The sequence below is a fragment of the Variovorax sp. F042 genome (assembly GCF_057814215.1).
In genome coordinates this window covers 122270-147641 of sequence record NZ_JBVASX010000007.1, presented here as the reverse complement: position 1 = coordinate 147641, position 25372 = coordinate 122270, and the positions used below count along the sequence as shown (strand labels likewise).

The window sequence follows — 25372 nt, the reverse complement described above, 5'->3', positions numbered from 1 at the left end:
GAGAGAAAAAGACTCGGGTGCTTACTTCGTGCTCACGACCTTGGCGGTCTTCAGCAGCGATTCGGACAGCGTCACGCCCTGCAGCTTGGCTGCGCCGAGGTTCACCACCAGCTCGAAGTTGGTGCTGGTCTGCGAGGCGATGGTGCCGGGCTTCTCGCCCTTGAGGATGCGCACCACGATCTTGCCGGTCTGGCGGCCGATGTCGCTGTAGTTCAGGCCCAGGGCAGCAACGGCGCCGCGCTCGACGGTGGCCGTGTCGGCTGCCACCACCGGCAGCTTGGCCTGCTGCGCCACCTTCACGATGCCTTCGAAGGCCGAGACCACGTTGTTGTCGGTGGGCGTGTAGATCACGTCGGCCTTGCCGACCAGGCTCTGGGCCGCGGTAGGCACGTCCACGGTGCGGGCGGCGGCGGCTTCGACCACGGTCATGCCGGCGTCGGCGGCGGCCTTCTTCAAAGAGGCGACGATGGCCACCGAATTGGCTTCGCCGGGGCTGTAGATCACGCCGATGCGCTTGGCGTTCGGCACCACCTGCTTGATGAGGCCGACGTGCTTTTCGAGCGGCGACAGGTCCGACACGCCCGTCACGTTGGTGCCCGAGGGCTCCCAGTTCTTCACCAGCTTGGCGGCCACCGGGTCGGTGATTGCCGAATACACCACCGGAATCGTCTTGGTGGCGGCCACCACGGCCTGCGCCGACGGCGTGGCGATGGCGACGATCGCATCGGGCGCATCGCCCACGTATTTGCGGGCGATCTGGGCTGCGGTGCCCACGTTGCCCTGCGCGCTCTGGTAAGTGAACTTGAGGTTTTTGCCTTCTTCGTAGCCGGCCGCCTTCAGCTCGGCCTTCACGCCGTCGCGCACGGCGTCCAGCGCCGGGTGCTCGACGATGGCGGTCACGGCCACCGACTTGGTGTCGGCCGCGAACGAAGGCGCGGCGGCCAGCATGCCGAGGGCCAGGGCCACTGCGCTGAAGGGTGTGCGAAGCAAAGCGTTTTTCACGGGAAAGGGTCTCCGGGTGGGGGGTGTGGATGCATCTGAAGCCGCCGGCGGGCGCCGGTGGCGGGGAATTCAGCGGCCCTGGATCGCGGCGTGCGTCCCGGGCGCCTCGGAGTCTAGATCGTACTTTGCACAATTAAGGTGCATGAACGGCTCGGGCTTACCCCGCTTTGCGCCATAAAATTGCATGAATTTGGTGCATTGGGAGAAGAAATTGCATGAGATCGAACTCGACCGGATCGACCGGAGGATTCTTGAGCACCTGCAGGTGCATGGCCGTGCATCCAACCTCGAACTGGCCGAGGTGGCCAATCTCTCGCCGGCGCAGTGCCTGCGGCGCCACCGGCGGCTGGAAGAACTGGGGCTCATCAACGGCTACGCGGCGCGGCTGAACGCGCGCCACATCGGGCTGGGCGTGATCGCCTTCATCCACGTGACCATGGCGCGCGGCCATGTCGACGAACTGCCCAAGTTCCAGGACCTGATCGCCGACCTGAAGCAGATCCTGGAGTGCTACTCGGTGACGGGCGACTTCGACTACGTGCTCAAGGTCGTCGCGCAAGACCTGGAGGCGCTCTCGCAGTTCCTGATGCACACGCTGATGCACATGCCCGGCGTGTCGGCGGTGCGTTCGAGCGTGTGCCTCAACGAAGTCAAATTCACCACGGCGCTGCCGCTGGAATGACTGCTGGAATGACTGCTGGAGTGATCAGCTCGGCATGCCGGGAATCGGCGAGGCGGGCGACGAGGGCACGGAGGGCGTCGCGAGCGCTTCCGGCGCGGTAGCCGTCATCACCATCGTCGGCACGGCCAGCGGCAGCGAGGCCTTCTTCAGTTCGTCGAGGATCACGAACAGCAGGTCGCTGCGCACGCCGCCCGCGAGCCGGGGGCTCGCCACATAGGCGATCGCCTGGAAGATCAGCAGCCCGTTCTCGATGCCCTCGAGCGTGAGCGACGGCGCCGGGGTTTCCAGCACGCCTTCGTGCGCCTTGCAGGCCGCGAGGATCAGGTCGCGCACGCGCTGCGCGTCGGTGGTCAACGGCATCGGCAGGCGGATCAGCACGCGTCCCTCGGCGTTGGCCAGCGTCATGTTGCGCACGGTCTTGGTGATGAACTCCGAGTTCGGCACGATCAGCGTCGAGCGGTCGCCCAGCTGGATCTCGGTGGCGCGCACGTTGATGCGCCGCACGTCGCCCTCGGCCGTACCCAGCACCACCCAGTCGCCCACCTTCACCGGCTGCTCGGCCAGCAGGATCAGCCCCGAGATGAAGTTCTGCACGATCGCCTGCAGGCCGAAGCCGATACCCACCGACAGCGCGCTCGCCACCCACGCGATGCGCTCGATGCCGATGCCCAGTGCGGAAAGCGCAAACGCCACCACCAGGATGCCGCCCACATAGCCCAGCAGCGTGGTGATGGAGCTCTGCATGCCCGGCTCGAACTTCGTGTTCGGCAGGTAGGCTCTTTCGAGCCAGCGCTTGAAGATCCGAAGCACGACAAAGCCCACCACCGCCACCGCGATCGCGCTCAGGATCGCTCCCGGTACCAGCTGGAACTCGCCCACCTTCACGCCGGTGCCGAACTTGCCGCTGCGCTGGAACACCTCGCCCGGCCCCGTGCCCAGCGGCGCGGCCAGCGCTATCAACATGTAGAAGAACAGCGCCACCCGGCTCAGCGCCGACAGCACCGTGGCGACCTGGTCCAGCGTCTGCGGCGCGAGGTTGAAGCTCTTCTGCAGCCGCTGGCCGAAGGCGGCGCGCGACGACACCGTGGCCATGAACACGTCATCAGCGAACTTGAACAGCACGTAGAAGGCGGCAGCCACGATGCCGCTCCAGGTGAGCTGCGAGGCCAAAAAGCTCGCCAGCGCCACGTAGCCGACGGCCACCAGCACCCAGATCGCGATCATCAGCGCGCCGATCAGCGCCACCAGCAGGCCGACCCACATCGGCCGTTCGGGCAGGCCGGCCTCGGCCGCATCGGCGCGCAGCGGCTTCACGACATAGAGCACCGTGGCGACCAGCGCCGTCAGCACCAGCGCCGTGAGCACGTGCGTGGCCACCACGGCCGCGAAGCTCGCGTCGATCAGCGCGTTGACCTCCGCCGGGGTCCACGCCAGCGCGGCCACCAGCGCCACCAGCCAGGGCAGGGCGGCGAGCCGCGTGGCCATGGCGTCGGGAATCGGCGGCAGGCGCCACGAGGGTCGGCGCGTGGCCAGCAGCCCGCGGCCCAGCCCGATCACGAAGGCCATGAACACCAGCGCCTGGGCCGTCGAATTGAGTACCTTGCGCGCCTGCGGCTCCCAGGTGGCGAACTCTTTCAGCACCTCGACGAAGCCGTGCGCGGCCACGGCCACGAGCAGCACATGGCTCGCGACGATGCCGATCACCAGCACCGAACGCCGCAGCCGCCCCGCCGGCAGGACGCGCGCGGCCAGCCGGGCGAGCAGGACTTCGGCCGCCCAGTTGCCGAACACCGCGAGCAGCAGCGCCCCGATCAGGGCCGCGATCACCTGCAGGCGCGTTTCGGGTTGGGTCGCGGCCACCAGGCCGTCGTTCACCGAGGACACCATCGCCTTCAGCCGTGCCTGGTCGTCGGGCCAGGCCTCGCGCAGGTCGTTCCAGAACTCGGCGGTCAGCGGCGAGGCCGCGCGCTCGGTGAGCTGCGCCTCGAACAGCGCCCGGCGCTGCGTGACCAGCTCGGTGCCGCGCTGCCGTACGTCGACCGACAGCAGGCGCGCAAGGCGGATGTCGGCGTCGAGTGCGTTGCGCTCCTTGGTCAGGCGCGCGCGCTGGCGGGTGATGTCGGGGTCTTCGGTGGCGCCAGCGGCGGGCGGGTTGCCGAGTTCGCCGAGCCGGGCGTTCAGATCGGCAAGCTCGCCGGTGCGCGCGGTGACGAACTTGTCGGCCTGGGTGCCGATGTCGTTGATCTGCGCGAGCAGCTTGCGCGCGTCCTCGTCGGTCTCGGCGGCGGTGCTGAGCTTGGTGAACTGCTCGCGCAGTTCGGCCACTGTGGGGGCGGGGGCTGCTGCGGCCGCGGCAGCACTGTTGGCGTTGCCGCCGAGGTCTGGCTGCGCCGAGGCGACGCCGCACATGCACAGGGCTGCGAAGCAGAAGCTCGCGAAGCGTAGGGTCCAACTCATGGCCGCATCATAGAAGCCGCCATTTCGTAAGGGCCGGTAAGAAGTAAGTGCGTAGGTGCAGCCTCAGCCGCGCAGCTTCAGCCGGCGGGGCTGAACAAGTCCACCCTGTCGGTGATGATGCCGTCGGTGCCCAGGTCGATCAGCCGCTGCGCAGCCCACTCGTCGTTCACCGTGTAGCTCAGTGCGCGCAGGCCTGCGCCGTGCACTTGTGCCACCACCGCCGCGTCCCACAGCGCGTGGTTGCAGACGATGGCCACGCAGTCCAGCTGCTGCGCGGCCTCGAGCCAGCCGTTCCACAGCTTGTCGAGCAGCAGGCCGCGCGGCAGCTCGGGCTGCACCGCCTGCGCGCCTTTGAGCGATTCGACCTGGAAGGACGTGAGCAGCGGCGGCACGGCCGCGCCCTGCCACAGGCGGGCGGCCTCGCGCGCCACCACTTCACCGGTTTCGCGCTCGACGCCGGGCGTCGGCTTGATCTCGATGTTGAGCAGGTGCCCGTTGGCCAGGCAGAAGCGCGCGATGTTCTCCAGCGTGGGCAGCGGCTCGCCCGCGTAGGCGCGCGAGTGCCAGCCGCCCGCGTCGAGCTGCGCCAGCGCGCTCCAGGGCTGCGCGCCGCCGATGCCGTGGCCGCTGGTGGTGCGGCCGAGTGTGGCGTCGTGCATGAGGAAGACCACGCCGTCGGCGCTGAGCTTGGCGTCGCACTCGAACATGCGGTAGCCGTGCGAGGCGCCGAGCTTGAAGGCCGCAAGCGTGTTTTCGGGTGCCAGCTTGCCGGCGCCGCGATGCGCGACCCAGCGGGGATACGGCCAGGGTGTCGACAAGGCCATCGTTCAGTCTGCGCGCTTGCCCGAACCGGCGTCGAACCAGTGCAGCTTGTCTTCGCGCGCCGCGATCTTCACCGTGTCGCCCGCGACCGGTGGATGGTCGCTTTCGTCGGTGCGCATGATGATCTGCTCGTCGCCGATGCGGCCGTACACCAGGCGCTCGGCGCCCAGCAGTTCGACCTGCTCGACCTGCACCGTCCAGCCGCTTTCGTCGAGCTTCAGGTGCTCGGGGCGAATGCCCAGGATCTGGCCCGGGCGCACGCCCGGCGCGTGCCGCAGCAGGTTCATCGGCGGTGAGCCGATGAAGCTGGCTACGAAGGTGGTGGCGGGGCGGTTGTACACCTCTTCGGGCGTGGCGAACTGGTCCATCACGCCGCCGTTCATCACGATGATGCGTTGCGCCAGCGTCATGGCCTCGACCTGGTCGTGCGTGACGAACAGCGAAGTGATGCCGAGCTCGCGGTGCAGCTTCTGGATTTCAAGGCGCGTCTGCGCGCGCAGCTTGGCGTCGAGGTTCGACAGCGGCTCGTCGAACAGGAACACCTGTGGCTGGCGCACGATGGCGCGGCCCATGGCCACGCGCTGGCGCTGGCCGCCGGAGAGTTCGCGCGGCTTGCGTTCCAGCAGGTGGCCGAGCTCGAGGATCTTCGCGGCCTTGTCGACGCGCACCTTGATCTCGTCGACCGGCACCTTGGCGATCTTCAGGCCATAGGCCATGTTTGCGAACACGCTCATGTGCGGGTACAGCGCGTAGTTCTGGAACACCATGGCGATGTCGCGCTCGGAGGGTTCGAGCTGGTTCACCACCTTGTTGCCGATGGCGATCTCGCCGGCCGAGACTTCCTCCAGGCCCGCCACCATGCGCAGCAGCGTGGACTTGCCGCAGCCCGAGGGGCCGACGATGACGATGAATTCATGGTCGGCGATCTCGGCGCTCACGCCGTGGATGACCTGGTTGGCTTTCGGCCCGTGGCCGTAGCGCTTGATGACGTTGCGTAGGGAGAGAGCAGCCATAACTTATTTTTCAGTGTCCACGAGGCCCTTGACGAACCACTTTTGCATCAGCACCACCACCAGCGCGGGCGGCAGCATGGCCAGGATGGCGGTGGCCATCACGACGTTCCATTCGTTCTGGCCATCGCCGCCGGCAATCAGCCGCTTGATGCCGACGACGATGGGGTACATGTCTTCGTTGGTGACCGCCAGGAGCGGCCAGAGGTACTGGTTCCAGCCGTAGATGAACTGGATCACGAACAGCGCGGCGATCGAAGTCTTCGACAGCGGCAGCAGCACATCGAAGAAGAAGCGCATCGGACCGGCGCCATCCATGCGCGAGGCCTCGGTGAGCTCCTCGGGCACCGTCAGGAAGAACTGGCGGAACAGGAAGGTGGCCGTGGCCGACGCGATCAGCGGCACCGTGAGGCCCGCGTACGAGTTCAGCAGGCTCAGGTCCGACAGCACCTTGTAGGTGGGCAGGATGCGCACTTCCACCGGCAGCATCAGCGTCACGAAGATGGCCCAGAAGCAGATCTTCTTGAACGGAAAGCGGAAGTAGACGATGGCGAAGGCCGACAGCAGCGAGATCGAGATCTTGCCGATGGCAATGACCATGGCCGTCACCAGGCTCACCCACATCATGTGCGCAACAGGCGCGTTCGATCCGGCGCTGGTGGCGCGGCCGAAGAGCGCGGCCTTGTAGCTGTCCAGCATGTGGCTGCCGGGCAGCAGCGGCATGGGCCGCTGCACGATCTCCTGCGCGGTGTGGGTGGACGCCACGAACGCAAGGTAGATGGGGAAGGCGACGATGATGACCCCGAGGATCATCACCACGTGGGCCAGGATGCCCTGGGTGCTTCGTTTTTCAACCATGTCAGTACTGCACCTTCTTTTCGACGTAGCGGAACTGCACGATGGTCAGCGCGATGACGATCACCATCAGCACCACCGACTGTGCGGCCGAGCCGCCAAGGTCCAGTGCCTTGAAGCCGTCGTGATAGACCTTGTAGACGAGAATTTCGGTGTCCTTGCCGGGGCCGCCCTCGGTGGCAGCGTGGACGATGGCGAAGGTGTCGAAGAAGGCGTAGACCACGTTCATCACCAGCAGGAAGAACGTGGTGGGCGACAGCAGCGGGAACTGCACGGTCCAGAACCGGCGCCACGGGCGCGCGCCATCGATGGCTGCGGCCTCGATCAGCGATTTCGGAATGGACTGCAGGCCGGCCAGGAAGAACAGGAAGTTGTAGGAAATCTGCTTCCACACAGCCGCCATGACGATCAGCGTCATGGCATGCCGCGAATTGAGCAGATGGTTCCAGTCGATGCCGATCTTGCCGAGTGCATAGGCCACCACGCCCAGCGACGGCGAGAACATGAAGACCCACAGCACGGCCGCCACGGCGGGAGCCACCGCGTACGGCAGGATCAGCATGGTCTTGTAGAACATGCCGCCGCGAACGATGCGGTCGGCGAACACGGCGAGCGCCAGCGACAGGCTGATGCCGATGCCGGCCACCAGCACCGAGAAAACGGCGGTGGTCTTGAACGACTCGGCGTAGGCCGGGTCGTGGAACAGCTCCTTGAAGTTCTGCAGCCCGACGAATTCGACCGATGTGCCGAACGCATCCTGCTGCTGCAGCGATTGCAGGATGGCCTGCCCCGCCGGCCAGAAGAAAAACACGAGGATCACCGCCATCTGGGGTGCCAGCAGCAGCCAGGGCAGCCAGCCCGAGCGAAAGAAGACGCGTTTTTCCATGAACCCTCTACGTAAAAAATCCCGCCGCGCCCACTCTTGTAGAAGAGTGAGCGGGGGCGGGCGATATTAGCCGGACACGAGGGGCCCGGTCGTCAATCGTCAGCTCTTGTTTGCCTTCTGGAAGCGTTCCAGCTGCTCGTTGCCGCGGGTCACGATGGCGTCAAGGGCTTCCTTGGCCGTCTTCTTGCCGTTCCAGACCTGTTCGAGCTCTTCGTCCTCGATGGCGCGGATCTGCACGTAGTTGCCCAGGCGGATGCCGCGGCTCTTGTCGGTGACCTTGCGGATCATCTGCGTCACGGCCACGTCGGTGCCGGGGTTCTGCTTGTAGAAGCCCGACTCTTCGGTGAGCTTGTACGAAGCGGTGGTCACGGGCAGGTAGCCCGTGCGCTTGTGGCTGGCGGACTGCACTTCAGGCGTCGAGATGAAGCTGAAGAACTTGGCCACGCCCTTGTATTCGGCCGGCTTCTTGCCCGACATGACCCACAGGCTGGCGCCGCCGATCACGGTGTTCTGCGGTGCGCCCGGCACGTCCGGGTAGTAGGGCAGGGGCGCCAGGCCGTAGGCGAACTTGGCGTTCTTGGCCACGTTGCCGTAGAAGCCCGAAGAGGTGTTGATCATGGCGCACTCGCCCGACACGAACGAGGCCTCGGGCACGTTGCCGCGGCCCTTGTAGATGAACAGGCCCTGCTTGGCCATGCTGGCCAGGTTCTCGATGTGGCGCTGGTGCAGCGGCGAGTTCACCTTCAGGCGCGCGTCCAGGCCCTGCAGGCCGTTGGCCTTGCTGGCGAATTCCACGTTGTGCCAGGCCGAGAAGCTCTCCACCTGCGTCCAGTTCTGCCAGGCCGTGGTGAACGGGCACTTGTGGCCGCTGGCCTTGAGCTTGGCGGCGGCGGCAACCACCTCGGGCCAGGTCGACGGCGCCTTGTCGGTGGGCAGGCCGGCAGCCTTGAAGGCGTCCTTGTTGAAATAGAAGATGGTGGTCGAGCTGTTGAACGGGAAGCTCAGCATCTGGCCATTGGGGGCGGTGTAGTAGCCGGCCACGGCAGGGATGTAGGCGGCCGGGTCGAACTTCTCGCCCGCGTCCTTCATGACCTGGCCGACCGGCACGATGGCGCCCTTGCTGGCCATCATGGTGGCGGTGCCCACTTCGAACACCTGCAGGATGTGCGGTGCGTTGCCGGCGCGGAAGGCCGCGATGGAAGCCGTCATCGATTCGTCGTACGTGCCCTTGAAGGTCGGGATGACCTTGTATTCCTTCTGGCTCTCGTTGAACTGCTTGGCCAGATCGTTGACCCACTCGTTGTTGACGGCGGTCATGGAATGCCACCACTGGATCTCGGTCTGGGCCTGTGCCACGTTGAACAGCGTGGCGGCCAACGCCGATGCCAGCGCAAGCGTCTTGAATCGCATGAAGACTCCTGAAGGGAAAAATGGAAAGCGCGGATGCTAGGGCATGTGCATGACACAGCCGCGTCACATTGGCGCATGGAGCGCGGGGTGCTTCCAATCGGGGAAACCCCTTTGGCCCTGTTTGCATCAGGCCCGGCGCGGGCTGCGGCCCTGCTTGCTGCGCCGCACCATGCTAGCATCGCCCTCCCTTTTTTGGCCTAGCCTGTCGCCACGGCCGGGACTTCTGCGAGAGCGCCATGAGCAGCAAAACCTCCCTCGACAAAAGCAGGATCAAGTTCCTCTTGCTCGAAGGCATTCACCCCTCGGCCGTGGAGGTGCTGCGCGCCGCCGGCTACACCAACATCGAGTCGCTGCCGGGCGCGCTACCCGACGCCGAGCTCAAGGCGAAGATCGCCGACGTGCATTTCCTGGGTATCCGCTCGCGCACCCAACTGACGGCCGAGGTGTTCGCCGCCGCCCACAAGCTGGTGGCCGCCGGGTGCTTTTGCATCGGCACCAACCAGGTCGACCTCGAAGCTGCCCGCGAGCACGGCGTGGCGGTGTTCAATGCCCCGTATTCCAACACCCGCTCGGTGGCCGAACTGGTGCTGGCCGAAGCCATCCTGCTGCTGCGCGGCGTGCCCGAGAAGAGTGCGGTGGCGCACCGCGGCGGCTGGCTCAAGTCGGCCGACAACGCGTTTGAAATCCGCGGCAAGACGCTGGGCATCGTGGGCTACGGCTCCATCGGCGCGCAGCTGTCGGTGCTGGCCGAGGCGCTGGGCATGCACGTGGCCTTCTTCGACGTGGTCACCAAGCTGCCGCTGGGCAATGCGCGCCAGGTGCGCGAGCTGCACCAGTTGCTGGCCCAGAGCGACATCGTGACGCTGCACGTGCCCGAGACGCAGGCCACGCAATGGATGATCGGCGCGGCCGAGATCGCGGCAATGAAGCCCGGCGCCATCCTGATCAACGCCTCGCGCGGCACGGTGGTCGAGATCGACTCGCTGGCCGAGGCCCTGAAGGCGAAAAAGCTGCTGGGCGCCGCCATCGACGTGTTCCCGGTGGAGCCGCGCAGCAACAAGGACGAGTTCCAGTCGCCGCTGCGGGGCCTCGACAACGTGATCCTGACGCCGCACATCGGCGGCTCGACCATGGAGGCGCAGGCCAACATCGGGCTGGAAGTGGCGGAAAAGCTGGTCAAGTACAGCGACAACGGCACTTCGACGTCTTCCGTCAACTTCCCTGAAGTGGCGCTGCCTGCGCACCCTGGCAAGCACCGGCTGCTGCACGTCCACCGGAACGTGCCTGGGGTGCTGTCCGAGATCAACAAGATCTTTTCGGACAACCAGATCAACATCTCCTCGCAGTTCCTGCAGACGAACGAGAGGATCGGCTATGTGGTGATGGACATCGACGCGGCATCCTCGGACCTGGCGCTGGAGAAACTGGCGAAGGTGGGCGGGACGATTCGCAGCCGCGTGTTGTTCTGAGTTTCCTTGGGAAGGGGCGGGGAGCCCTCCGGGAGCCATGCTTAGCACAAGGCCGTAGCAACCGTCACGAGGCAAGTCCCCAGGCGCTGCCCTAAAATCCCCAGCCCGGCTATGGGCGCGCAGCGCCCGGCCGAGGCGCCCCACCCGATGAATGCTCCGACTGCGTTGAACACGCTGTTGGCACAGGCCGCAGAGCCTGTCCGACTGCGCGAGATCCCGTACAACTACACCAGCTTCTCCGATCGCGAGATCGTGATTCGCCTGCTGGGCGAACGCGGCTGGGAACTGCTCCAGACCTTGCGCGCCGAGCGCCGCACCGGCCGATCGGCCCGCATGCTCTATGAAGTGCTCGGCGACATCTGGGTGGTGCAGCGCAATCCGTACCTCGTCGACGACCTGCTCGACAATCCGCGCCGCCGCGGCCAGCTGGTCGATGCCCTCAGGCACCGCCTGACCGAGGTGCAAAAGCGCCGCACCCCCGACAGCGACCTGCCGCGCGACCAGCTCGTGGGCGAACTCACCGGCCTCGTGGGCGAGGCGGTGGCCGCCTTCGACACCAAGTTCCGCGACGTCGCCGCCCTGCGCCGCAAGGCCACGCGCGTGCTGGGCCGGCTCACGGCCAAGGACAACATCAAGTTCGACGGGCTGTCGCGCGTGTCGCACGTCACCGACGCCACCGACTGGCGCGTGGAATACCCCTTCGTCGTGCTGTGCCCCGACACCGAGGTCGAGATGGCGCTGCTGGTGAAAGGCTGCATCGAGCTGGGCCTGACCATCATTCCGCGCGGAGGCGGCACCGGCTACACCGGCGGCGCCATCCCACTGACCTGGAACAGCGTCGTCATCAACACCGAGAAGCTCGAGGCGATGACCGAGGTCGAGCACGTCTCGCTGCCCGGCCTGGCCGACCCCGTGCCCACCATCTGGACCGAAGCTGGCGTGGTCACGCAGCGCGTGGCCGATGCGGCCGAGCGCGCGGGCTTCGTCTTCGCGGTCGATCCGACGTCGGCCGAGGCCTCGTGCGTCGGCGGCAACGTCGCCATGAACGCCGGCGGCAAGAAGGCCGTGCTATGGGGCACGGCGCTCGACAACCTCGCCTCGTGGCGCATGGTCACGCCGCAGGCCGAATGGCTCGAAGTCACGCGCATCGGCCACAACCTCGGCAAGATCCACGACGCCGAGAGCGCCGTGTTCGAGCTGCAGTACTACGCTGCCGACGGCAAGACCAAGCTGCGCACCGAGCGCCTCGACATCCCTGGCCGCACCTTCCGCAAGGAAGGCCTGGGCAAGGACGTGACCGACAAGTTCCTCTCGGGCCTGCCGGGCATCCAGAAGGAAGGCTGCGATGGCCTCATCACCAGCTGCCGCTGGGTGGTGCACAAGATGCCCTCGCACACGCGCACCGTGTGCCTCGAATTCTTCGGCAACGCCAAGGACGCGGTGCCCAGCATCGTCGAGATCAAGGACTTCATGTTCGCCGAGCAGAAACGCTCGGGCGTGCTGCTGGCCGGCCTCGAGCACCTGGACGACCGCTACCTCAAGGCGGTGGGCTACGCCACCAAGTCGAAGAAGCACGGCGGCCTGCCGAAGATGGTGCTGTTCGGCGACATCGCCGGCGACGATGCCGATGCGGTGGCCCGCGTCACCTCCGAGGTGGTGCGCATCGCCAACTCGCGCAGCGGCGAAGGCTTCATCGCCATCAGCCCCGAGGCGCGCAAGAAGTTCTGGCTCGACCGCAAGCGCACGGCCGCCATCAGCAAGCACACCAACGCCTTCAAGATCAACGAAGACGTGGTGATTCCGCTGCCGCGCATGGCCGAGTACAGCGACGGCATCGAGCGCATCAACATCGAGCTGTCGCTGCAGAACAAGCTCGCGCTCACCGACGAGCTCGAAGCCTTTCTCATGCGCGGTAACCTGCCACTGGGCAAGACCGACGATGCGCACGAGATTCCGGCGGCCGAGCTGCTCGAAGACCGCGTGGCACAGGCCGTGGCGCTGGTGCAGGAAGTGCGCACGCTCTGGGCCGGCTGGCTGCAGAACGTCGATGCGCTGTTCCCGCAACTGCAGGACCACAGCCTGCGTGCGAGCTGGAAGACGCAACTGCGCCAGCCGCTGCAGGAGATTTTCTCGGGCGCCGAGTTCGCGCCGATCCTGGCGGAGTGCGCCGCCATCCACAAGCGCGTGCTCAAGGGCCGCGTGTGGGTCGCGCTGCACATGCACGCGGGCGACGGCAACGTCCACACCAACATCCCCGTCAACAGCGACAACTACGACATGCTGCAGACCGCGCATGCCGCAGTGGTGCGCATCATGGCGCTGGCGCGCAGCCTCGACGGCGTGATCTCGGGCGAGCACGGCATCGGCATCACCAAGCTCGAATTCCTGAGCGACGAAGAACTGCGCCCGTTCACCGAATACAAGGCCAGGGTCGACCCCGAAGGCCGCTTCAACAAGGGCAAGCTGCTGCGCGCGCCTGCCGGCGAGGCGCAGACGCTGCACGCCGACCTGACCAACGCCTACACGCCGAGCTTCGGCCTCATGGGCCATGAGTCGCTGATCATGCAGCAGAGCGACATCGGCGCCATTGCCGACAGCGTGAAGGACTGCCTGCGCTGCGGCAAGTGCAAGCCTGTGTGCGCCACGCACGTGCCGCGTGCCAACCTGCTGTACAGCCCGCGCAACAAGATCCTCGCGACCTCGCTGCTGGTGGAGGCCTTCCTCTACGAAGAGCAGACCCGGCGCGGCATCAGCATCAAGCACTGGGAAGAGTTCGAGGACGTGGCCGACCACTGCACCGTGTGCCACAAGTGCCTCACGCCGTGCCCCGTGAAGATCGACTTCGGCGACGTGTCGATGAACATGCGCAACCTGCTGCGCAAGATGGGCCAGAAAAGCTTCCGTCCTGGCAACGCTGCTGCGATGTTCTTCCTCAACGCGACCAATCCGCAGACCATCAAGGCGGTGCGCGCAGGCATGGTGGGCATCGGCTTCAAGGCGCAGCGCATGGCCAACGACCTGCTGCGCGGCCTCGCGAAGAAGCAGACGGCGGCACCGCCAGCCACGCTGGGTCCGGCGCCGGTCAAGGAGCAGGTGATCCACTTCATCAACAAGAAGATGCCGGGCAACCTGCCGAAGAAAACGGCGCGCGCGTTGCTCGACATCGAGGATGCCGACTACGTGCCGATCATCCGCAACCCGAAGGCGACCACCTCCGAGACAGAGGCCGTCTTCTACTTTCCGGGCTGCGGTTCGGAGCGGCTGTTCTCGCAGGTCGGCCTCGCCACGCAGGCGATGCTCTGGCACGCGGGCGTGCAAACCGTGCTGCCGCCGGGCTACCTGTGCTGTGGCTATCCGCAGCGCGGCAGCGGCCAGTTCGACAAAGCCGAGAAGATGATCACGGACAACCGCGTGCTCTTCCACCGCGTGGCTAACACGCTCAACTACCTCGACATCAAGACGGTGGTGGTGAGCTGCGGTACCTGCTACGACCAGCTGCAGGGATACCAGTTCGACAAGATCTTCCCGGGCTGCCGGATCATCGACATCCACGAGTACCTGCTCGAAAAGGGCATCACGCTTGCCGATGCGGGCGGTGGCGGCTACCTGTACCACGATCCCTGCCATTCGCCGATGAAGCTGCAGGACCCGATGAAGACCGTGAAGGCGCTGGTCGGCGACAACGTGCTCAAGAATGACCGCTGCTGCGGCGAATCGGGCACGCTGGGCGTGTCGCGGCCCGACATCTCGACGCAGATCCGCTTCCGCAAGGAAGAAGAGCTGAAGAAGGGTGAAGCCGCGCTGCGCGACTCCGGCAAGGTCGGCTCACAGGACAACGTGAAGATCCTCACCAGTTGCCCGAGCTGCCTGCAAGGCCTCTCGCGCTACGGCAACGACCTGAACAACGGCCTGCTCGAAGCCGACTACATCGTGGTCGAGATGGCCAACAAGATCCTCGGTGCCGACTGGATGCCGACCTATGTGGCCGCAGCCAATCAGGGCGGGATCGAGCGGGTGCTGGTGTGACGAAGGCACAGGGCTGCGTGCTGTGCGAGGGGCCGGGTGGCCGCCTCATGTTCGAGGGCGCGAAGCTGCGCGTCATCCATGCGGAAGAGGCGGGCTTTCCGGCTTTCTATCGCGTGGTGTGGCGTGACCATGCGGCGGAGTTTTCCGACCTCGATGCCGCAAATCGCACGCTGTGCATGGAAGCAGTGGCGGTCGTCGAGCAGTGCCTGCGCGAGCACCTGAAGCCAACGAAAATCAATCTCGCCGCGCTCGGCAACATGGTGGCGCATCTGCACTGGCACGTGATCGCGCGCTTCGCCGACGACAGCCATTTCCCGGGCTCGGTGTGGGCGCCGGTGCAGCGCGAACGCAATGCGGCGCAGGAAGCGGATATCGCCGAGCGCCTGCCAGCCCTCGAGGCTGCGATGATCGAACGCTTGGGCAACAGGAGTTTCTGATGGCAGGCTTGAAACCGGGCGCACCGACGCCGCAATCGATCACCGTGCACGGCCAGTCGCGCGTGCTCGAAGTGGGCTTCTCCGATGGCGCGACCTTTCGAATCCCTTTCGAGCTGATGCGCATCTACTCGCCGTCGGCCGAAGTGCAGGGCCACGGCCCGGGCCAGGAAATCCTTCAGACGGGCAAGCGCGAGGTCGAACTCGTCGACCTCGAAGCGGTCGGCAACTACGCCGTGCAGCCGACCTTCAGCGACGGCCACAACACGGGCATCTACTCGTGGGACCTGCTCTACGAACTGGGCGAGAAGCAGGCCGAGCTGTGGGCCACCTACGAGCGCCGCCTGCTCGAGGCTGGCGTCGACCGCGACACGCCGATGATCGACAAGAGCGGCCACGCCTGCGGCAGCCACTGAGCGCGCGAATTCGCCTGAAAATCCGCGCCGCGCTATTGAAAAGATAGCCCTACCCCCAGGAAGGGCGGGACGAAAAAAGCAACAAATGCCCGCCGTGCGCGCGGGGTCGTCGGCTTGATGTGAAGGCTTCCGGCCTAACATCGGTTGCATGAGTACCACACACTTCGGCTTCGAAACAGTCGACGAAAGCGAGAAGGCCCGCCGCGTTCGCGGTGTCTTCGATTCAGTTGCCTCGCGCTACGACGTCATGAACGACCTGATGTCGGCCGGCCTGCACCGCGCCTGGAAGGCGTACACCGTGATGGTCGCGAACGTGGGCGAAGGCTCGCGCGTGCTCGACATCGCGGGCGGCACCGGCGACCTCGCGCTGGCCTTCGCAAAGAAGGTCGGCGCCAGCGGGCAAGTGGTTCACACCGACATCAACGAGGCCATGCTGCGCACTGGTCGAGACCGCCTGCTCGATGCCGGCGTGGTGCTGCCCACCATGGTCTGCGACGCCGAGAAGCTGCCTTTTCCGGACAACCACTTCGACGTTGTCACGGTGGCCTTCGGCCTGCGCAACATGACGCACAAGGACATCGCGCTCAAGGAAATGAACCGCGTGATCAAGCCGCGCGGCAAGTTGCTGGTGCTCGAATTCTCGAAGGTCGCGAAGCCGCTCGCAAAGGCCTATGACTGGTACTCCTTCAACGTGCTGCCTCGCCTGGGCAAGCTCGTGGCCGGCGACGACGCGAGCTATCGCTATCTCGCCGAATCGATCCGGATGCACCCCTCGCAAGAGGAGCTCAAGACCCTCATGAAAGAGGGCGGTTTCGGACATGTGGACTATCACAACATGACGGGTGGCATCGCCGCCCTCCATGTTGGAATCAAATGTTGATGAAGCGAATCTTTCGCTCAAGAGGAGACGACATGAAGAGTTTGGGTTCTTTGTTTTTGGCAGCTGCATTGGTGCTGGGCAGTGTCCAGGCCGAGGCTGCTCGCATGGGCGGTGGCAAGTCGGTGGGGCGCCAGTCGTCCAACGTGACGCAGCGCGAGTCCGCATCGCCCAGCGCGCCTTCTCAGCAGAGTGCGACCAACGCGGCGGCGGCGAAGCCCGCAACGCCCGCACCCGCCGCCGCTGCACCGAAACGTCCGTGGGGCGCGATGCTCGGCGGTCTGGCCGCTGGCCTTGGCCTCGCATGGCTCGCAAGCTCGCTCGGCCTCGGTGCCGGCTTCGGCAACATCCTGCTGATCGGCCTGCTCGTGCTGGCCGGCGTGGTGGTGTGGCGCATGATCAAGTCGCGCTCGCAACCTGCCGGCAATCGCCAGGGCGGCTTCGCGTTCCAGGGCGCAGGCGGCAGCCCCGCCAATGCCAGCGCGCCGGTGCAGTACAGCCCGGCCAACGTGGGCAATGACGCCTCGGCGCGTCCGTGGGAGCGCAATGCAGCGGCCTTCGACGCCACGCCTGCAAACGAAGCCCCTCACGGCAGCAGCCTCTCGGCAGCGGGCGCCGCGGCCGGTGGCAGCATGATCGGCTCGGCACTCGCCGGTTCGCAGTCCTGGGGCATTCCCGCGGGCTTCGACATCGACGGCTTCCTCGGCGCAGCCAAGCGCAACTTCGTGACGCTGCAGGACGCATGGGACCGCGCCGACGTGTCGATGCTGCGTTCGATGATGACCGACGGCATGGTCGACGAGATCCGTGCCCAGCTGGCCGACCGGGCCAGCCACACCGGCGGTGCCTCGAACAAGACCGAAGTCGTGATGCTCGACGCCAAGCTGCTGGGCATCGAAGAGCTGCCCGACGCCTACATGGCCAGCGTGGAGTTCTCCGGCATGATTCGCGAAGACGCCTCGGCCGGCCCGGGTCCGTTCCGCGAAGTGTGGAACATGACCAAGCCGACCAGCGGCAACAGCGGCTGGCTGGTGGCTGGCGTGCAAGCACTGCAGTAAATAAAGGCTCGCTCCCAGGCTTCGCGCACTTCGTGTCGCTTCTCCTGCCCCCTGCCGGGGGCAACACCAGCAGCCCGGCAAAGCCGGTTCTGCGGTGTTTCTGGAAAAGGGCATGCGGTCCATGAGTCGCGGGGCGCTACAGTGACGGGATAATGGGGACATGGCCACACCATCGTCCCCATTTTCTTTTCTCGGCGACCTCTTCAACCGCATCGGCGAGCGCCTGCAGCCGCCGGACTGGGCCGTTCACGAGATCCAGCACCGCGCGGTCCTGTTCCTGAACCATGTGCTGCAGCAGGAGCCCGAGGCCCAGCAGCGGCTGCTGCGCCAGCAGGGGCGGGTGGTGCGCTTCCAGTGGCGCTTCGTGACCATGGAACTGGTGGCCACGCCGGCCGGCCTGCTCGACCTGGCCCCTGCCGGTTCGGTGCCCGAGCTTACGCTCACCGTCACCGACGATTCCCCCTTCGACATCGCCCGCGCCACGCTGCGCGGCGACAAGCCGGCCGTGCAGATCATCGGCGACGTACAGCTGGCAGCCGAGGTCAACTGGCTGGTCGACCATGTGCGCTGGGACGTCGAGGACGACCTTGCCCGCGTGATCGGCGACGTGCCTGCGCACACTCTGGGCAACGGCGTGCGGCGTGTCGTAGGCGCGCTGCGCCAGTTCGTCGGCGACCGCACGGCCAAGGCTGGCGGCTCGACGGCCGGCTCGGCGAGCACGGCCGAATGAGGCGCTTCTACCGCGGACTGTTCATCGTCTGGGTCGCGCTGCGCTACGGCCTCGACGAGCTCGTGCTCACGAGCTTCCGGAAGCCCTGGCTGCTCGTTGTGGCGCGTGTCGTTTCGATCGGGCGCAACCTCGATGCGCCGCGCGGCCAGCGGCTGCGCGAGGCGCTCGAGCGCCTCGGCCCCATCTTCGTGAAGTTCGGCCAGGTGCTGTCGACCCGGCGCGACCTGCTGCCGCCCGACATCGCCGACGAGCTGGCCTTTTTGCAGGACCGCGTGCCGCCGTTCCCGTCAGCGGTGGCCATTGCCACCATCGAACGCGCATTCCGCCGCCCGGTGGGCGACGTGTTCGTGCAGTTCGACGAAACGCCCATTGCCAGCGCGTCGATCGCGCAGGTGCATTTCGCGACCATCCGCACCAACCAGGGCGATGTGCGCGAAGTGGCGGTCAAGGTGCTGCGCCCCAACATGCGCGGCGTGATCGAGAAAGACCTGGCGCTGATGGCCATGATGGCTGGCTGGCTCGAGAACCTCTCGGCCGACGGCAAGCGCTTGAAGCCGCGCGAGGTGGTCGGCGAGTTCGACAAGTACCTGCACGACGAGCTCGACCTGGTGCGCGAGGCCGCCAACGCCGCCCAGCTGCGCCGCAACATGGCCGAACTCGACCTGGTGCTGATCCCCGAGATGTTCTGGGACTTCTGCCATCCCGAGGTCATCGTGATGGAACGCATGAAGGGTGTGCCCATCGCGCAGATGGACCGCCTGCGCGCGGCCGGCGTCGACATTCCCAAGCTGGCGCGCGACGGCGTCACGATCTTCTTCACGCAGGTGTTCCGCGATGGCTTTTTCCACGCCGACATGCACCCCGGCAACATCCAGGTGAGCCTGGAGCCCGAGACCTTCGGGCGCTACATCTCGCTGGATTTCGGGATCATCGGCACGCTGACCGAGTCGGACAAGGAATACCTCGCGCAGAACTTCGTGGCCTTCTTCCGGCGCGACTACAAGCGCGTGGCCGAACTGCACCTCGAAAGCGGCTGGGTGCCGGTGGGCACCCGCATCGACGAGCTGGAGGGCGCCATCCGCACCGTCTGCGAGCCGTACTTCGACCGGCCGCTGAAAGAGATTTCGCTGGGCATGGTGCTGATGCGCCTGTTCCAGACCTCGCGCCGCTTCCACGTCGAGATCCAGCCGCAGCTGGTGCTGCTGCAGAAGACGCTGCTCAACATCGAGGGCCTGGGCCGCAACATCGACCCAGAACTCGACCTCTGGGCCACAGCCAAGCCTTTCCTCGAGAAGTGGATGGTCGACCAGATCGGCCCCAAGAAGCTGCTGCAGCAGCTCAAGGCCGAGGCACCGCGATACGCCAAGCTGCTGCCCCAGCTTCCTCGATTGCTGCACGATTTCCTGGAAAATCGCCCCTCCGACAACCGCCGCGAGCTGCTCGAACTGCTGGCCGAGCAGAAGCGCACCAACCGGTTGCTCCAGACCATCGTCTACGGTGGCATAGGTTTTGTATTGGGGTTGCTCGCCATGCAACTGCTGGTGCGCGTGCGCTTGTTCTAGAGGAGTTTCCGCCGTGTTGTTGACGCTGGTCATCGTCTATCTGCTGGTCACCATCGCAATCGGCCTCTATGCCGCCAAGCGGGTGAAAAACACCACCGACTTCGCCATTGCCGGGCGGCACCTGCCGCTCTTCATGATCGTCACGACCACCTTCGCGACGTGGTTCGGCTCCGAAACGGTGCTCGGCATCCCGGCCAAGTTCATCGAGGGCGGGCTCAACGGCGTGGTCGAGGACCCATTCGGCGCGGGCACCTGCCTGATCCTGGTGGGCCTGTTCTTCGCGGGCAAGCTCTACCGCATGACGCTGCTGACCATCAGCGACTACTACCGCGAGCGCTACGGCCGCACGGTGGAGGTGGCCTGCTCGCTGATCATCATGCTGAGCTACCTGGGCTGGGTGTCGGCGCAGGTCACGGCGCTGGGGCTGGTGTTCAACCTGCTGTCGGGCGACGCCATCAGCATTCCGGTGGGCATGGTGATCGGGGTGGTCTCGATCCTGGCCTACACGCTGTTCGGCGGCATGTGGTCGGTGGCGGTGACCGACTTCATGCAGATGATCATCCTGGTGGCTGGCCTGGCCGTCATCGCGGTGTTCGCGGGCAACATGGCCGGCGGCGCCGACAAGGTGGTGGCCTTTGCCGTGAGCAAGGACCTCTTCAAGTTCTGGCCCGAGCCGAGCTGGCATGACATGGTGTTCTTCTTCGCGGCTGCCATCACCATGATGCTTGGCTCGATTCCGCAGCAGGACGTGTTCCAGCGCGTGATGTCGGCCAACAGCGTCAAGGCGGCCCAGCGCGGCCCGGTGATCGGCGGCGTGGCGTACATCCTGTTTGCCTTCGTGCCGATGTTCCTGGTGGCCAGTGCGTTGCTGATCATGCCGGAGCAGACCGCCACGCTGCTGAAGGAAGATCCGCAGAAGGTGCTGCCCACGCTGGTGCTCCAGAAGATGCCGTTCGTAATGCAGGTGCTGTTTTTTGGTGCGCTGCTGTCGGCCATCAAGTCGACCGCCTCGGCCACCTTGCTGGCGCCCAGCGTCACTTTCACCGAGAACATCTGGCGCCAGTTCCGCCCGGCCGGCACCGACCGCCAGAACCTCATGACGATGCGCATCACGGTGCTGCTGTTCAGCGCCGCCGTGCTGGCCTACGCCATTCGCATGCAGGGCACCCCGATCTACGAACTGGTGTCGGGTGCCTACCAGGTGCCGCTGGTGGGGGCCTTCGTGCCGCTGGTGTGCGGCCTGTACTGGCGCCGCGCCAGCACCCAAGGGGCAGTCGCCTCGATCGTCCTGGGCATCGGCGTGTGGCTGCTGTTCCTGTGGATGCCCTGGGGCAGCGCGTTCCCGGCCCAGCTGGCGGGCGTGCTGTGCTCGTTCGTGGGCATGGTGGCCGGCTCGCTGCTGCCGCAATGGTTGGCGAACACTCACACGCCGCACCGCCCGCTGGCCACCGAGCCAGCCTGAAGCCCGGGCTCGGCGGTCGGGCTGGGCGCCCTTTGGCAGGGGCGCCCCTATAATCGAGGGCTTTGCGAGCGGCAGCTGCGCCGCTTTTTGACCTCATTTCCCATGCCCATCTACGCCTACAAGTGCAGCGCCTGCGGCTTTGCCAAAGACGCCCTGCAAAAGATGTCCGACGCGCCCCTGACGGTGTGTCCGGCGTGCGGTGCGAGCGCATTCGAAAAGCAGGTCACGGCCGCCGGCTTCCAGCTCAAGGGCTCGGGCTGGTACGTGACCGATTTCCGTGAGGGCGGCGGCAAGAAGGCCGAGCCTGCCACGGCGCCCGTGTCGAGTGACGGTGCCAAGTCCACCGAATCTTCCTCTTCCGCCGCCACGCCGAGCCCCGCTCCGGCGCCCGCGGCACCGGCCCCCGCGCCGGCTGCTGCCGCCAAGAGCGGCGACTGATCGATCACCATGCTCGCCCTGCGCAAATGGTTGCTGTCCGGCCTGCTGGTCATCGTGCCGCTGGTCATCACGCTCGGCGTGCTGAACTGGATCATCGGCACGCTCGACCAGACGCTGTGGCTGCTGCCTGAGCAATGGCAGGTCTGGCTCAGCGACCACAAGGTGCGCGGCCTGGGCGTGCTGCTCACGCTGGCGATCCTGCTGGTGGTGGGCGCCACCGCCAGCAACTTCGTCGGCAAGCGCCTGCTCGGCTGGGGCGACGCCGTGGTGCGCCGCATTCCAGTGGTGCGCTCGATCTATTCCAGCGTCAAGCAGGTGTCGGACACGCTGTTCTCCGAGAACGGCAATGCCTTTCGCACTGCGGTGCTGGTGCAATGGCCACGCGAAGGCGTGTGGACCATCGCTTTCGTCACCGGCGCGCCCGGCAATGAAGTCGCTGAACACCTCGGCGAAGAGGAATTCCTCAGCGTCTACGTGCCGACCACGCCCAACCCCACGGGCGGCTACTTCGTGATGCTCAAGCGCAGCGACTGCATCGAACTGAAGATGAGCGTGGACGAAGCGCTCAAGTACATCGTCTCGATGGGGGTGGTCGTTCCAGGCGGCCCCACCACGGTGGCGGTGAAATCTTCCAACTCATAAAAAACGAACGCGCCGACAAGGCGCCGGAATGGATTCCTATGGCCATGCGTACTCACTATTGCGGTCTCGTGACCGAAGCCCTGCTGGGCCAAACCGTCACCCTGTGCGGCTGGGTCAACCGTCGTCGCGACCACGGCGGCGTGATCTTCATCGACGTGCGTGACCGCGAAGGCTACGTGCAGGTGGTGTGCGACCCCGATCGCGCCTCCACCTTCGCCGTGGCCGAGAACCTGCGCAACGAGTTCTGCGTGCAGATCACGGGCCTGGTGCGCGCACGTCCCGAAGGCACGACCAACGACCAGCTCAAGAGCGGCAAGATCGAAGTGCTGTGCCACGAACTGAAGGTGCTGAACCCCTCGGTCACGCCCCCGTTCCTGCTGGACGACGACAACCTGTCGGAAACCACCCGCCTCACGCACCGCGTGCTCGACCTGCGCCGCCCGGCCATGCAGCGCAACATGATGCTGCGCTACAAGGTGACGATGGAAACGCGCAAGTTCCTCGATGCCAACGGCTTCATCGACATCGAGACGCCGATGCTCGGCAAGTCCACGCCCGAAGGCGCGCGCGACTACCTCGTGCCCAGCCGCGTGCACGACGGCAGCTTCTTCGCGCTGCCGCAGTCGCCCCAGCTGTTCAAGCAGCTGTTGATGGTGGCCGGCTACGACCGCTACTACCAGATCGTGAAGTGCTTCCGCGACGAAGACCTGCGCGCCGACCGCCAGCCCGAATTCACGCAGATCGACATCGAGACCTCGTTCCTCGCCGAAGAGGAAATCCGCGAGATGTTCGAAGGCATGATCCGCAACGTGTTCCGCAACGCCGCGGGCATCGACCTGCCGGTGTTCCCGACCATGACGTATGCCGACGCAATGTTCAAGTACGGCTCGGACAAGCCCGACCTGCGCGTGAAGCTCGAATTCACCGAGCTGACCGAGCTGATGAAGCGCGTCGAGTTCAAGGTGTTCTCGAATGCCGCCACCATGACCGGTGGCCGCGTGGTGGCGCTGCGCGTGCCCGGCGGCGGCGCCGAGGGCGGCCTGTCGCGCGGCGAAATCGATGCGTACCAGGAGTTCGTCAAGATCTACGGTGCCAAGGGCCTGGCCTACATCAAGGTCAATGACGCACAAGCCGGCCGCGAAGGCCTGCAGAGCCCGATCGTGAAGAACCTCGACGACAGCACGCTGGCCGAGATCATCGCCCGCACGGGTGCCCGCAACGGCGACATCCTGTTCTTCGGCGCCGACAAGGAAAAGGTCGTCAACGACGCCATCGGCGCGTTGCGCGTCAAGATCGGCCACAGCGCCTTCGGCAAGAAGGCGGGCCTGTTCGAGGACCGTTGGGCGCCGCTGTGGGTGGTGGACTTCCCGATGTTCGAGTTCGACGAGGAAGGCCAGCGCTGGAGCGCCGTGCACCATCCGTTCACCGCGCCGAAGGACGGCCATGAAGACCTCATGGACACCGCTCCCGAGAAGTGCATTGCCAAGGCCTATGACATGGTGCTCAACGGCATCGAAATGGGCGGCGGCTCGGTGCGTATCCACCGCGAGGAAGTGCAGAGCAAGGTGTTCCGCGCGCTGAAGATCAGCGCCGAAGACGCGCAGCTCAAGTTCGGCTTCCTGCTGGACGCGCTGCAGTACGGCGCGCCGCCGCACGGCGGCATCGCCATCGGCCTGGACCGCCTCGTCATGCTCATGACCGGCGCCGAGTCGATCCGCGACGTGATCGCCTTCCCCAAGACCCAGCGCGCGCAAGACCTGCTGACGCAGGCGCCGAGCCCGGTCGACGAGAAGCAACTGCGCGAGTTGCACATCAAGCTGCGCAACACGCCTCAAGCTGCCTGATGCTCTGAGGTTCCCATGACGACCAGCCCTCGACCCTGGAAGATCCCGGAGTCGGTGCTGGTCGTGATCCACACGCCGGCGCTCGATGTGCTGCTTATCCGGCGTGCGGATGCCGAGACCGACTTCTGGCAATCGGTCACGGGCAGCAAGGATGCGGCCGATGAGCCGCTCGCGCTGACCGCGGCGCGCGAGGTGGCCGAGGAAACCGGCATCCAGTGCGGCGAAGGCACGGCGCTGGCCTCGCAACTGGTCGACTGGAAGCTGCGCAACGTCTACGAGATCTACCCCCGCTGGCGCGCCCGCTACGCGCCCGGTATCACCCACAACACCGAGCACCTGTTCGGCCTGTGCGTGCCCGAACGCATCACGCCCACGCTAGACCCGCGCGAGCACACCGACTGGCGCTGGCTGCCGTACCACGAAGCGGCAGATGCCTGCTTTTCCCCATCGAATGCCGAAGCCATTCTGTTGCTGCCAGAATTTGCGCGATGAACCAGCCGGCAGCAGCAACGCAGAACCTCCGGGTCGCGACCTACAACATCCACAAGGGTGTTCAAGGCATCGGACCCGCACGGCGGCTTGAAATCCACAACCTCGGCCACGCCATCGAGCAACTCGACGCCGACATCGTCTGCCTGCAGGAAGTGCGCAAGATGAACCGGCAGGCGGCCGCCCGTTTCGCGCGCTGGCCCGAGCTGCCGCAGGCCGACTTCCTCGCACCCGAGGGCTACACAGCCGTCTACGAAACCAATGCCGTCACGCGCCACGGCGAGCACGGCAATGCGCTGCTCACGCGCTGGCCGGTGCTGCGAATCAACCATCAGGACATTTCCGACCACCGTTTCGAACAGCGCGGGCTGCTGCATGTGGTGATCGACGTGGAGGGTCGGCGGGTGCACACCATCGTGGTGCACCTGGGGCTCATCAAGGGCAGCCGGGTTCGGCAGATTGCGCGCCTGCGCGAGTTCATCGACCGCGAGGTGCCGCCCGACGAGGCCGTTGTGGTGGCCGGCGATTTCAACGACTGGGGCGCGCGCATGCGCTACGCCATGAATGCCATGGGCCTGCGTGACACCAGCGACCTGCGCGGTCCGCGCACGCTCACTTACCCCTCGCGCCTGCCGGTGGCGCAGCTCGACTTCGTCTACGGACGCAGGCTGGAGCCGCTGGCCTGCACGGTGCCGCGCGGCCCGATCTGGGCTCGCATGTCCGACCACCTGCCGCTGGTGGCCGATTTCACGCTCCTCAATTGATAGCATTGCTCCAAGAAGGGACGGGCGTTGCGGGCCC

Annotated in this window: 22 protein-coding genes; 15 read left to right on the top strand and 7 right to left on the bottom strand. The window is 66.0% G+C overall.

Annotated features, from left to right (window positions below; all coding sequences use genetic code 11):
- Positions 1-21: 21 nt before the first annotated feature.
- Positions 22-948 (bottom strand): ABC transporter substrate-binding protein, encoded by a 927-nt coding sequence (locus ACZYSP_RS22045; protein ID WP_489016701.1) that lies wholly within the window; start codon positions 946-948, stop codon positions 22-24.
- Positions 949-1213: 265 nt separating this feature from the next.
- On the opposite strand from ACZYSP_RS22045, the gene ACZYSP_RS22040 reads away from it, so the two are divergent.
- Positions 1214-1684 (top strand): Lrp/AsnC family transcriptional regulator, encoded by a 471-nt coding sequence (locus tag ACZYSP_RS22040; protein ID WP_093057502.1) that lies wholly within the window; start codon positions 1214-1216, stop codon positions 1682-1684.
- A gap of 24 nt (positions 1685-1708) precedes the next feature.
- Here the strand turns inward: ACZYSP_RS22040 and ACZYSP_RS22035 are convergent, their stop codons facing one another.
- From ACZYSP_RS22035 to ugpB, 6 genes are all read right to left on the bottom strand, one after another.
- Complete coding sequence (locus tag ACZYSP_RS22035; protein ID WP_093077460.1) at positions 1709-4141, bottom strand: DUF3772 domain-containing protein; 2433 nt, start codon at positions 4139-4141, stop codon at positions 1709-1711.
- Positions 4142-4218: 77 nt separating this feature from the next.
- A complete protein-coding gene (gene ugpQ / locus ACZYSP_RS22030; protein ID WP_489016536.1) occupies positions 4219-4965 on the bottom strand; it encodes a glycerophosphodiester phosphodiesterase in 747 nt (248 codons plus the stop codon).
- A gap of 3 nt (positions 4966-4968) precedes the next feature.
- The gene (gene ugpC, locus ACZYSP_RS22025; RefSeq protein ID WP_093077457.1) at positions 4969-5976 is read right to left on the bottom strand and encodes a sn-glycerol-3-phosphate ABC transporter ATP-binding protein UgpC; all 1008 of its coding nucleotides are present in this window, start codon (positions 5974-5976) and stop codon (positions 4969-4971) included.
- 3 nt (positions 5977-5979) lie between these two features.
- Positions 5980-6831, bottom strand: a complete 852-nt coding sequence (gene ugpE, locus ACZYSP_RS22020; RefSeq protein WP_093057467.1) for a sn-glycerol-3-phosphate ABC transporter permease UgpE — start codon at positions 6829-6831, stop codon at positions 5980-5982.
- A gap of 1 nt (position 6832) precedes the next feature.
- Positions 6833-7714, bottom strand: a complete 882-nt coding sequence (gene ugpA / locus ACZYSP_RS22015; protein ID WP_093057468.1) for a sn-glycerol-3-phosphate ABC transporter permease UgpA — start codon at positions 7712-7714, stop codon at positions 6833-6835.
- A 99-nt stretch (positions 7715-7813) separates the two neighbouring features.
- The gene (gene ugpB / locus ACZYSP_RS22010) at positions 7814-9124 is read right to left on the bottom strand and encodes a sn-glycerol-3-phosphate ABC transporter substrate-binding protein UgpB (RefSeq protein WP_093057469.1); all 1311 of its coding nucleotides are present in this window, start codon (positions 9122-9124) and stop codon (positions 7814-7816) included.
- Between the two features lie 236 nt (positions 9125-9360).
- On the opposite strand from ugpB, the gene serA reads away from it, so the two are divergent.
- The 14 genes from serA (at position 9361) to ACZYSP_RS21940 (ending at position 25335) form a co-directional block, all read left to right on the top strand.
- Positions 9361-10593, top strand: coding sequence for a phosphoglycerate dehydrogenase (gene serA / locus ACZYSP_RS22005; RefSeq protein WP_093178732.1), 1233 nt, complete (start codon positions 9361-9363; stop codon positions 10591-10593).
- 147 nt (positions 10594-10740) lie between these two features.
- A complete protein-coding gene (locus ACZYSP_RS22000; protein WP_489016532.1) occupies positions 10741-14619 on the top strand; it encodes a DUF3683 domain-containing protein in 3879 nt (1292 codons plus the stop codon).
- Positions 14620-14666: 47 nt separating this feature from the next.
- Positions 14667-15056 (top strand): HIT family protein, encoded by a 390-nt coding sequence (locus tag ACZYSP_RS21995; RefSeq protein ID WP_489016698.1) that lies wholly within the window; start codon positions 14667-14669, stop codon positions 15054-15056.
- Positions 15056-15469, top strand: coding sequence for a gamma-butyrobetaine hydroxylase family protein (locus tag ACZYSP_RS21990; RefSeq protein WP_093057472.1), 414 nt, complete (start codon positions 15056-15058; stop codon positions 15467-15469). The genes ACZYSP_RS21995 and ACZYSP_RS21990 overlap by 1 nt, the downstream gene beginning before the upstream one ends.
- Positions 15470-15617: 148 nt before the next feature.
- On the top strand, positions 15618-16349 hold the full coding sequence (gene ubiE, locus ACZYSP_RS21985) for a bifunctional demethylmenaquinone methyltransferase/2-methoxy-6-polyprenyl-1,4-benzoquinol methylase UbiE (protein WP_093057473.1): 732 nt from the start codon (positions 15618-15620) through the stop codon (positions 16347-16349).
- Positions 16350-16381: 32 nt separating this feature from the next.
- A complete protein-coding gene (locus ACZYSP_RS21980) occupies positions 16382-17404 on the top strand; it encodes a Tim44 domain-containing protein (RefSeq protein ID WP_489016530.1) in 1023 nt (340 codons plus the stop codon).
- A 160-nt stretch (positions 17405-17564) separates the two neighbouring features.
- Positions 17565-18134 (top strand): ubiquinone biosynthesis accessory factor UbiJ, encoded by a 570-nt coding sequence (locus ACZYSP_RS21975; RefSeq protein ID WP_093057475.1) that lies wholly within the window; start codon positions 17565-17567, stop codon positions 18132-18134.
- Positions 18131-19696, top strand: a complete 1566-nt coding sequence (ubiB, locus tag ACZYSP_RS21970) for a ubiquinone biosynthesis regulatory protein kinase UbiB (protein ID WP_093077450.1) — start codon at positions 18131-18133, stop codon at positions 19694-19696. Before ACZYSP_RS21975 ends, ubiB begins: the two co-directional genes overlap by 4 nt.
- Before the next feature lie 13 nt (positions 19697-19709).
- A complete protein-coding gene (locus ACZYSP_RS21965) occupies positions 19710-21158 on the top strand; it encodes a high affinity choline transporter 1 (RefSeq protein WP_093077449.1) in 1449 nt (482 codons plus the stop codon).
- Between the two features lie 102 nt (positions 21159-21260).
- Positions 21261-21596, top strand: a complete 336-nt coding sequence (locus tag ACZYSP_RS21960; protein WP_093077447.1) for an FmdB family zinc ribbon protein — start codon at positions 21261-21263, stop codon at positions 21594-21596.
- Positions 21597-21605: 9 nt separating this feature from the next.
- Positions 21606-22238 carry a DUF502 domain-containing protein gene (locus ACZYSP_RS21955; RefSeq protein WP_093057479.1) on the top strand — a complete coding sequence of 211 codons (633 nt, stop codon included), beginning with the start codon at positions 21606-21608 and terminating at the stop codon, positions 22236-22238.
- Between the two features lie 38 nt (positions 22239-22276).
- Complete coding sequence (aspS, locus tag ACZYSP_RS21950) at positions 22277-24082, top strand: aspartate--tRNA ligase (protein ID WP_093178728.1); 1806 nt, start codon at positions 22277-22279, stop codon at positions 24080-24082.
- 15 nt (positions 24083-24097) lie between these two features.
- Entirely contained in the window at positions 24098-24574 is a 477-nt protein-coding gene (gene nudB, locus ACZYSP_RS21945; protein ID WP_093077445.1) for a dihydroneopterin triphosphate diphosphatase, read from the top strand.
- Positions 24571-25335: an endonuclease/exonuclease/phosphatase family protein gene (locus ACZYSP_RS21940; protein ID WP_093077444.1), complete on the top strand. Its 765-nt coding sequence runs from the start codon at positions 24571-24573 to the stop codon at positions 25333-25335. The genes nudB and ACZYSP_RS21940 overlap by 4 nt, the downstream gene beginning before the upstream one ends.
- The last annotated feature ends 37 nt before the right edge of the window (positions 25336-25372 follow it).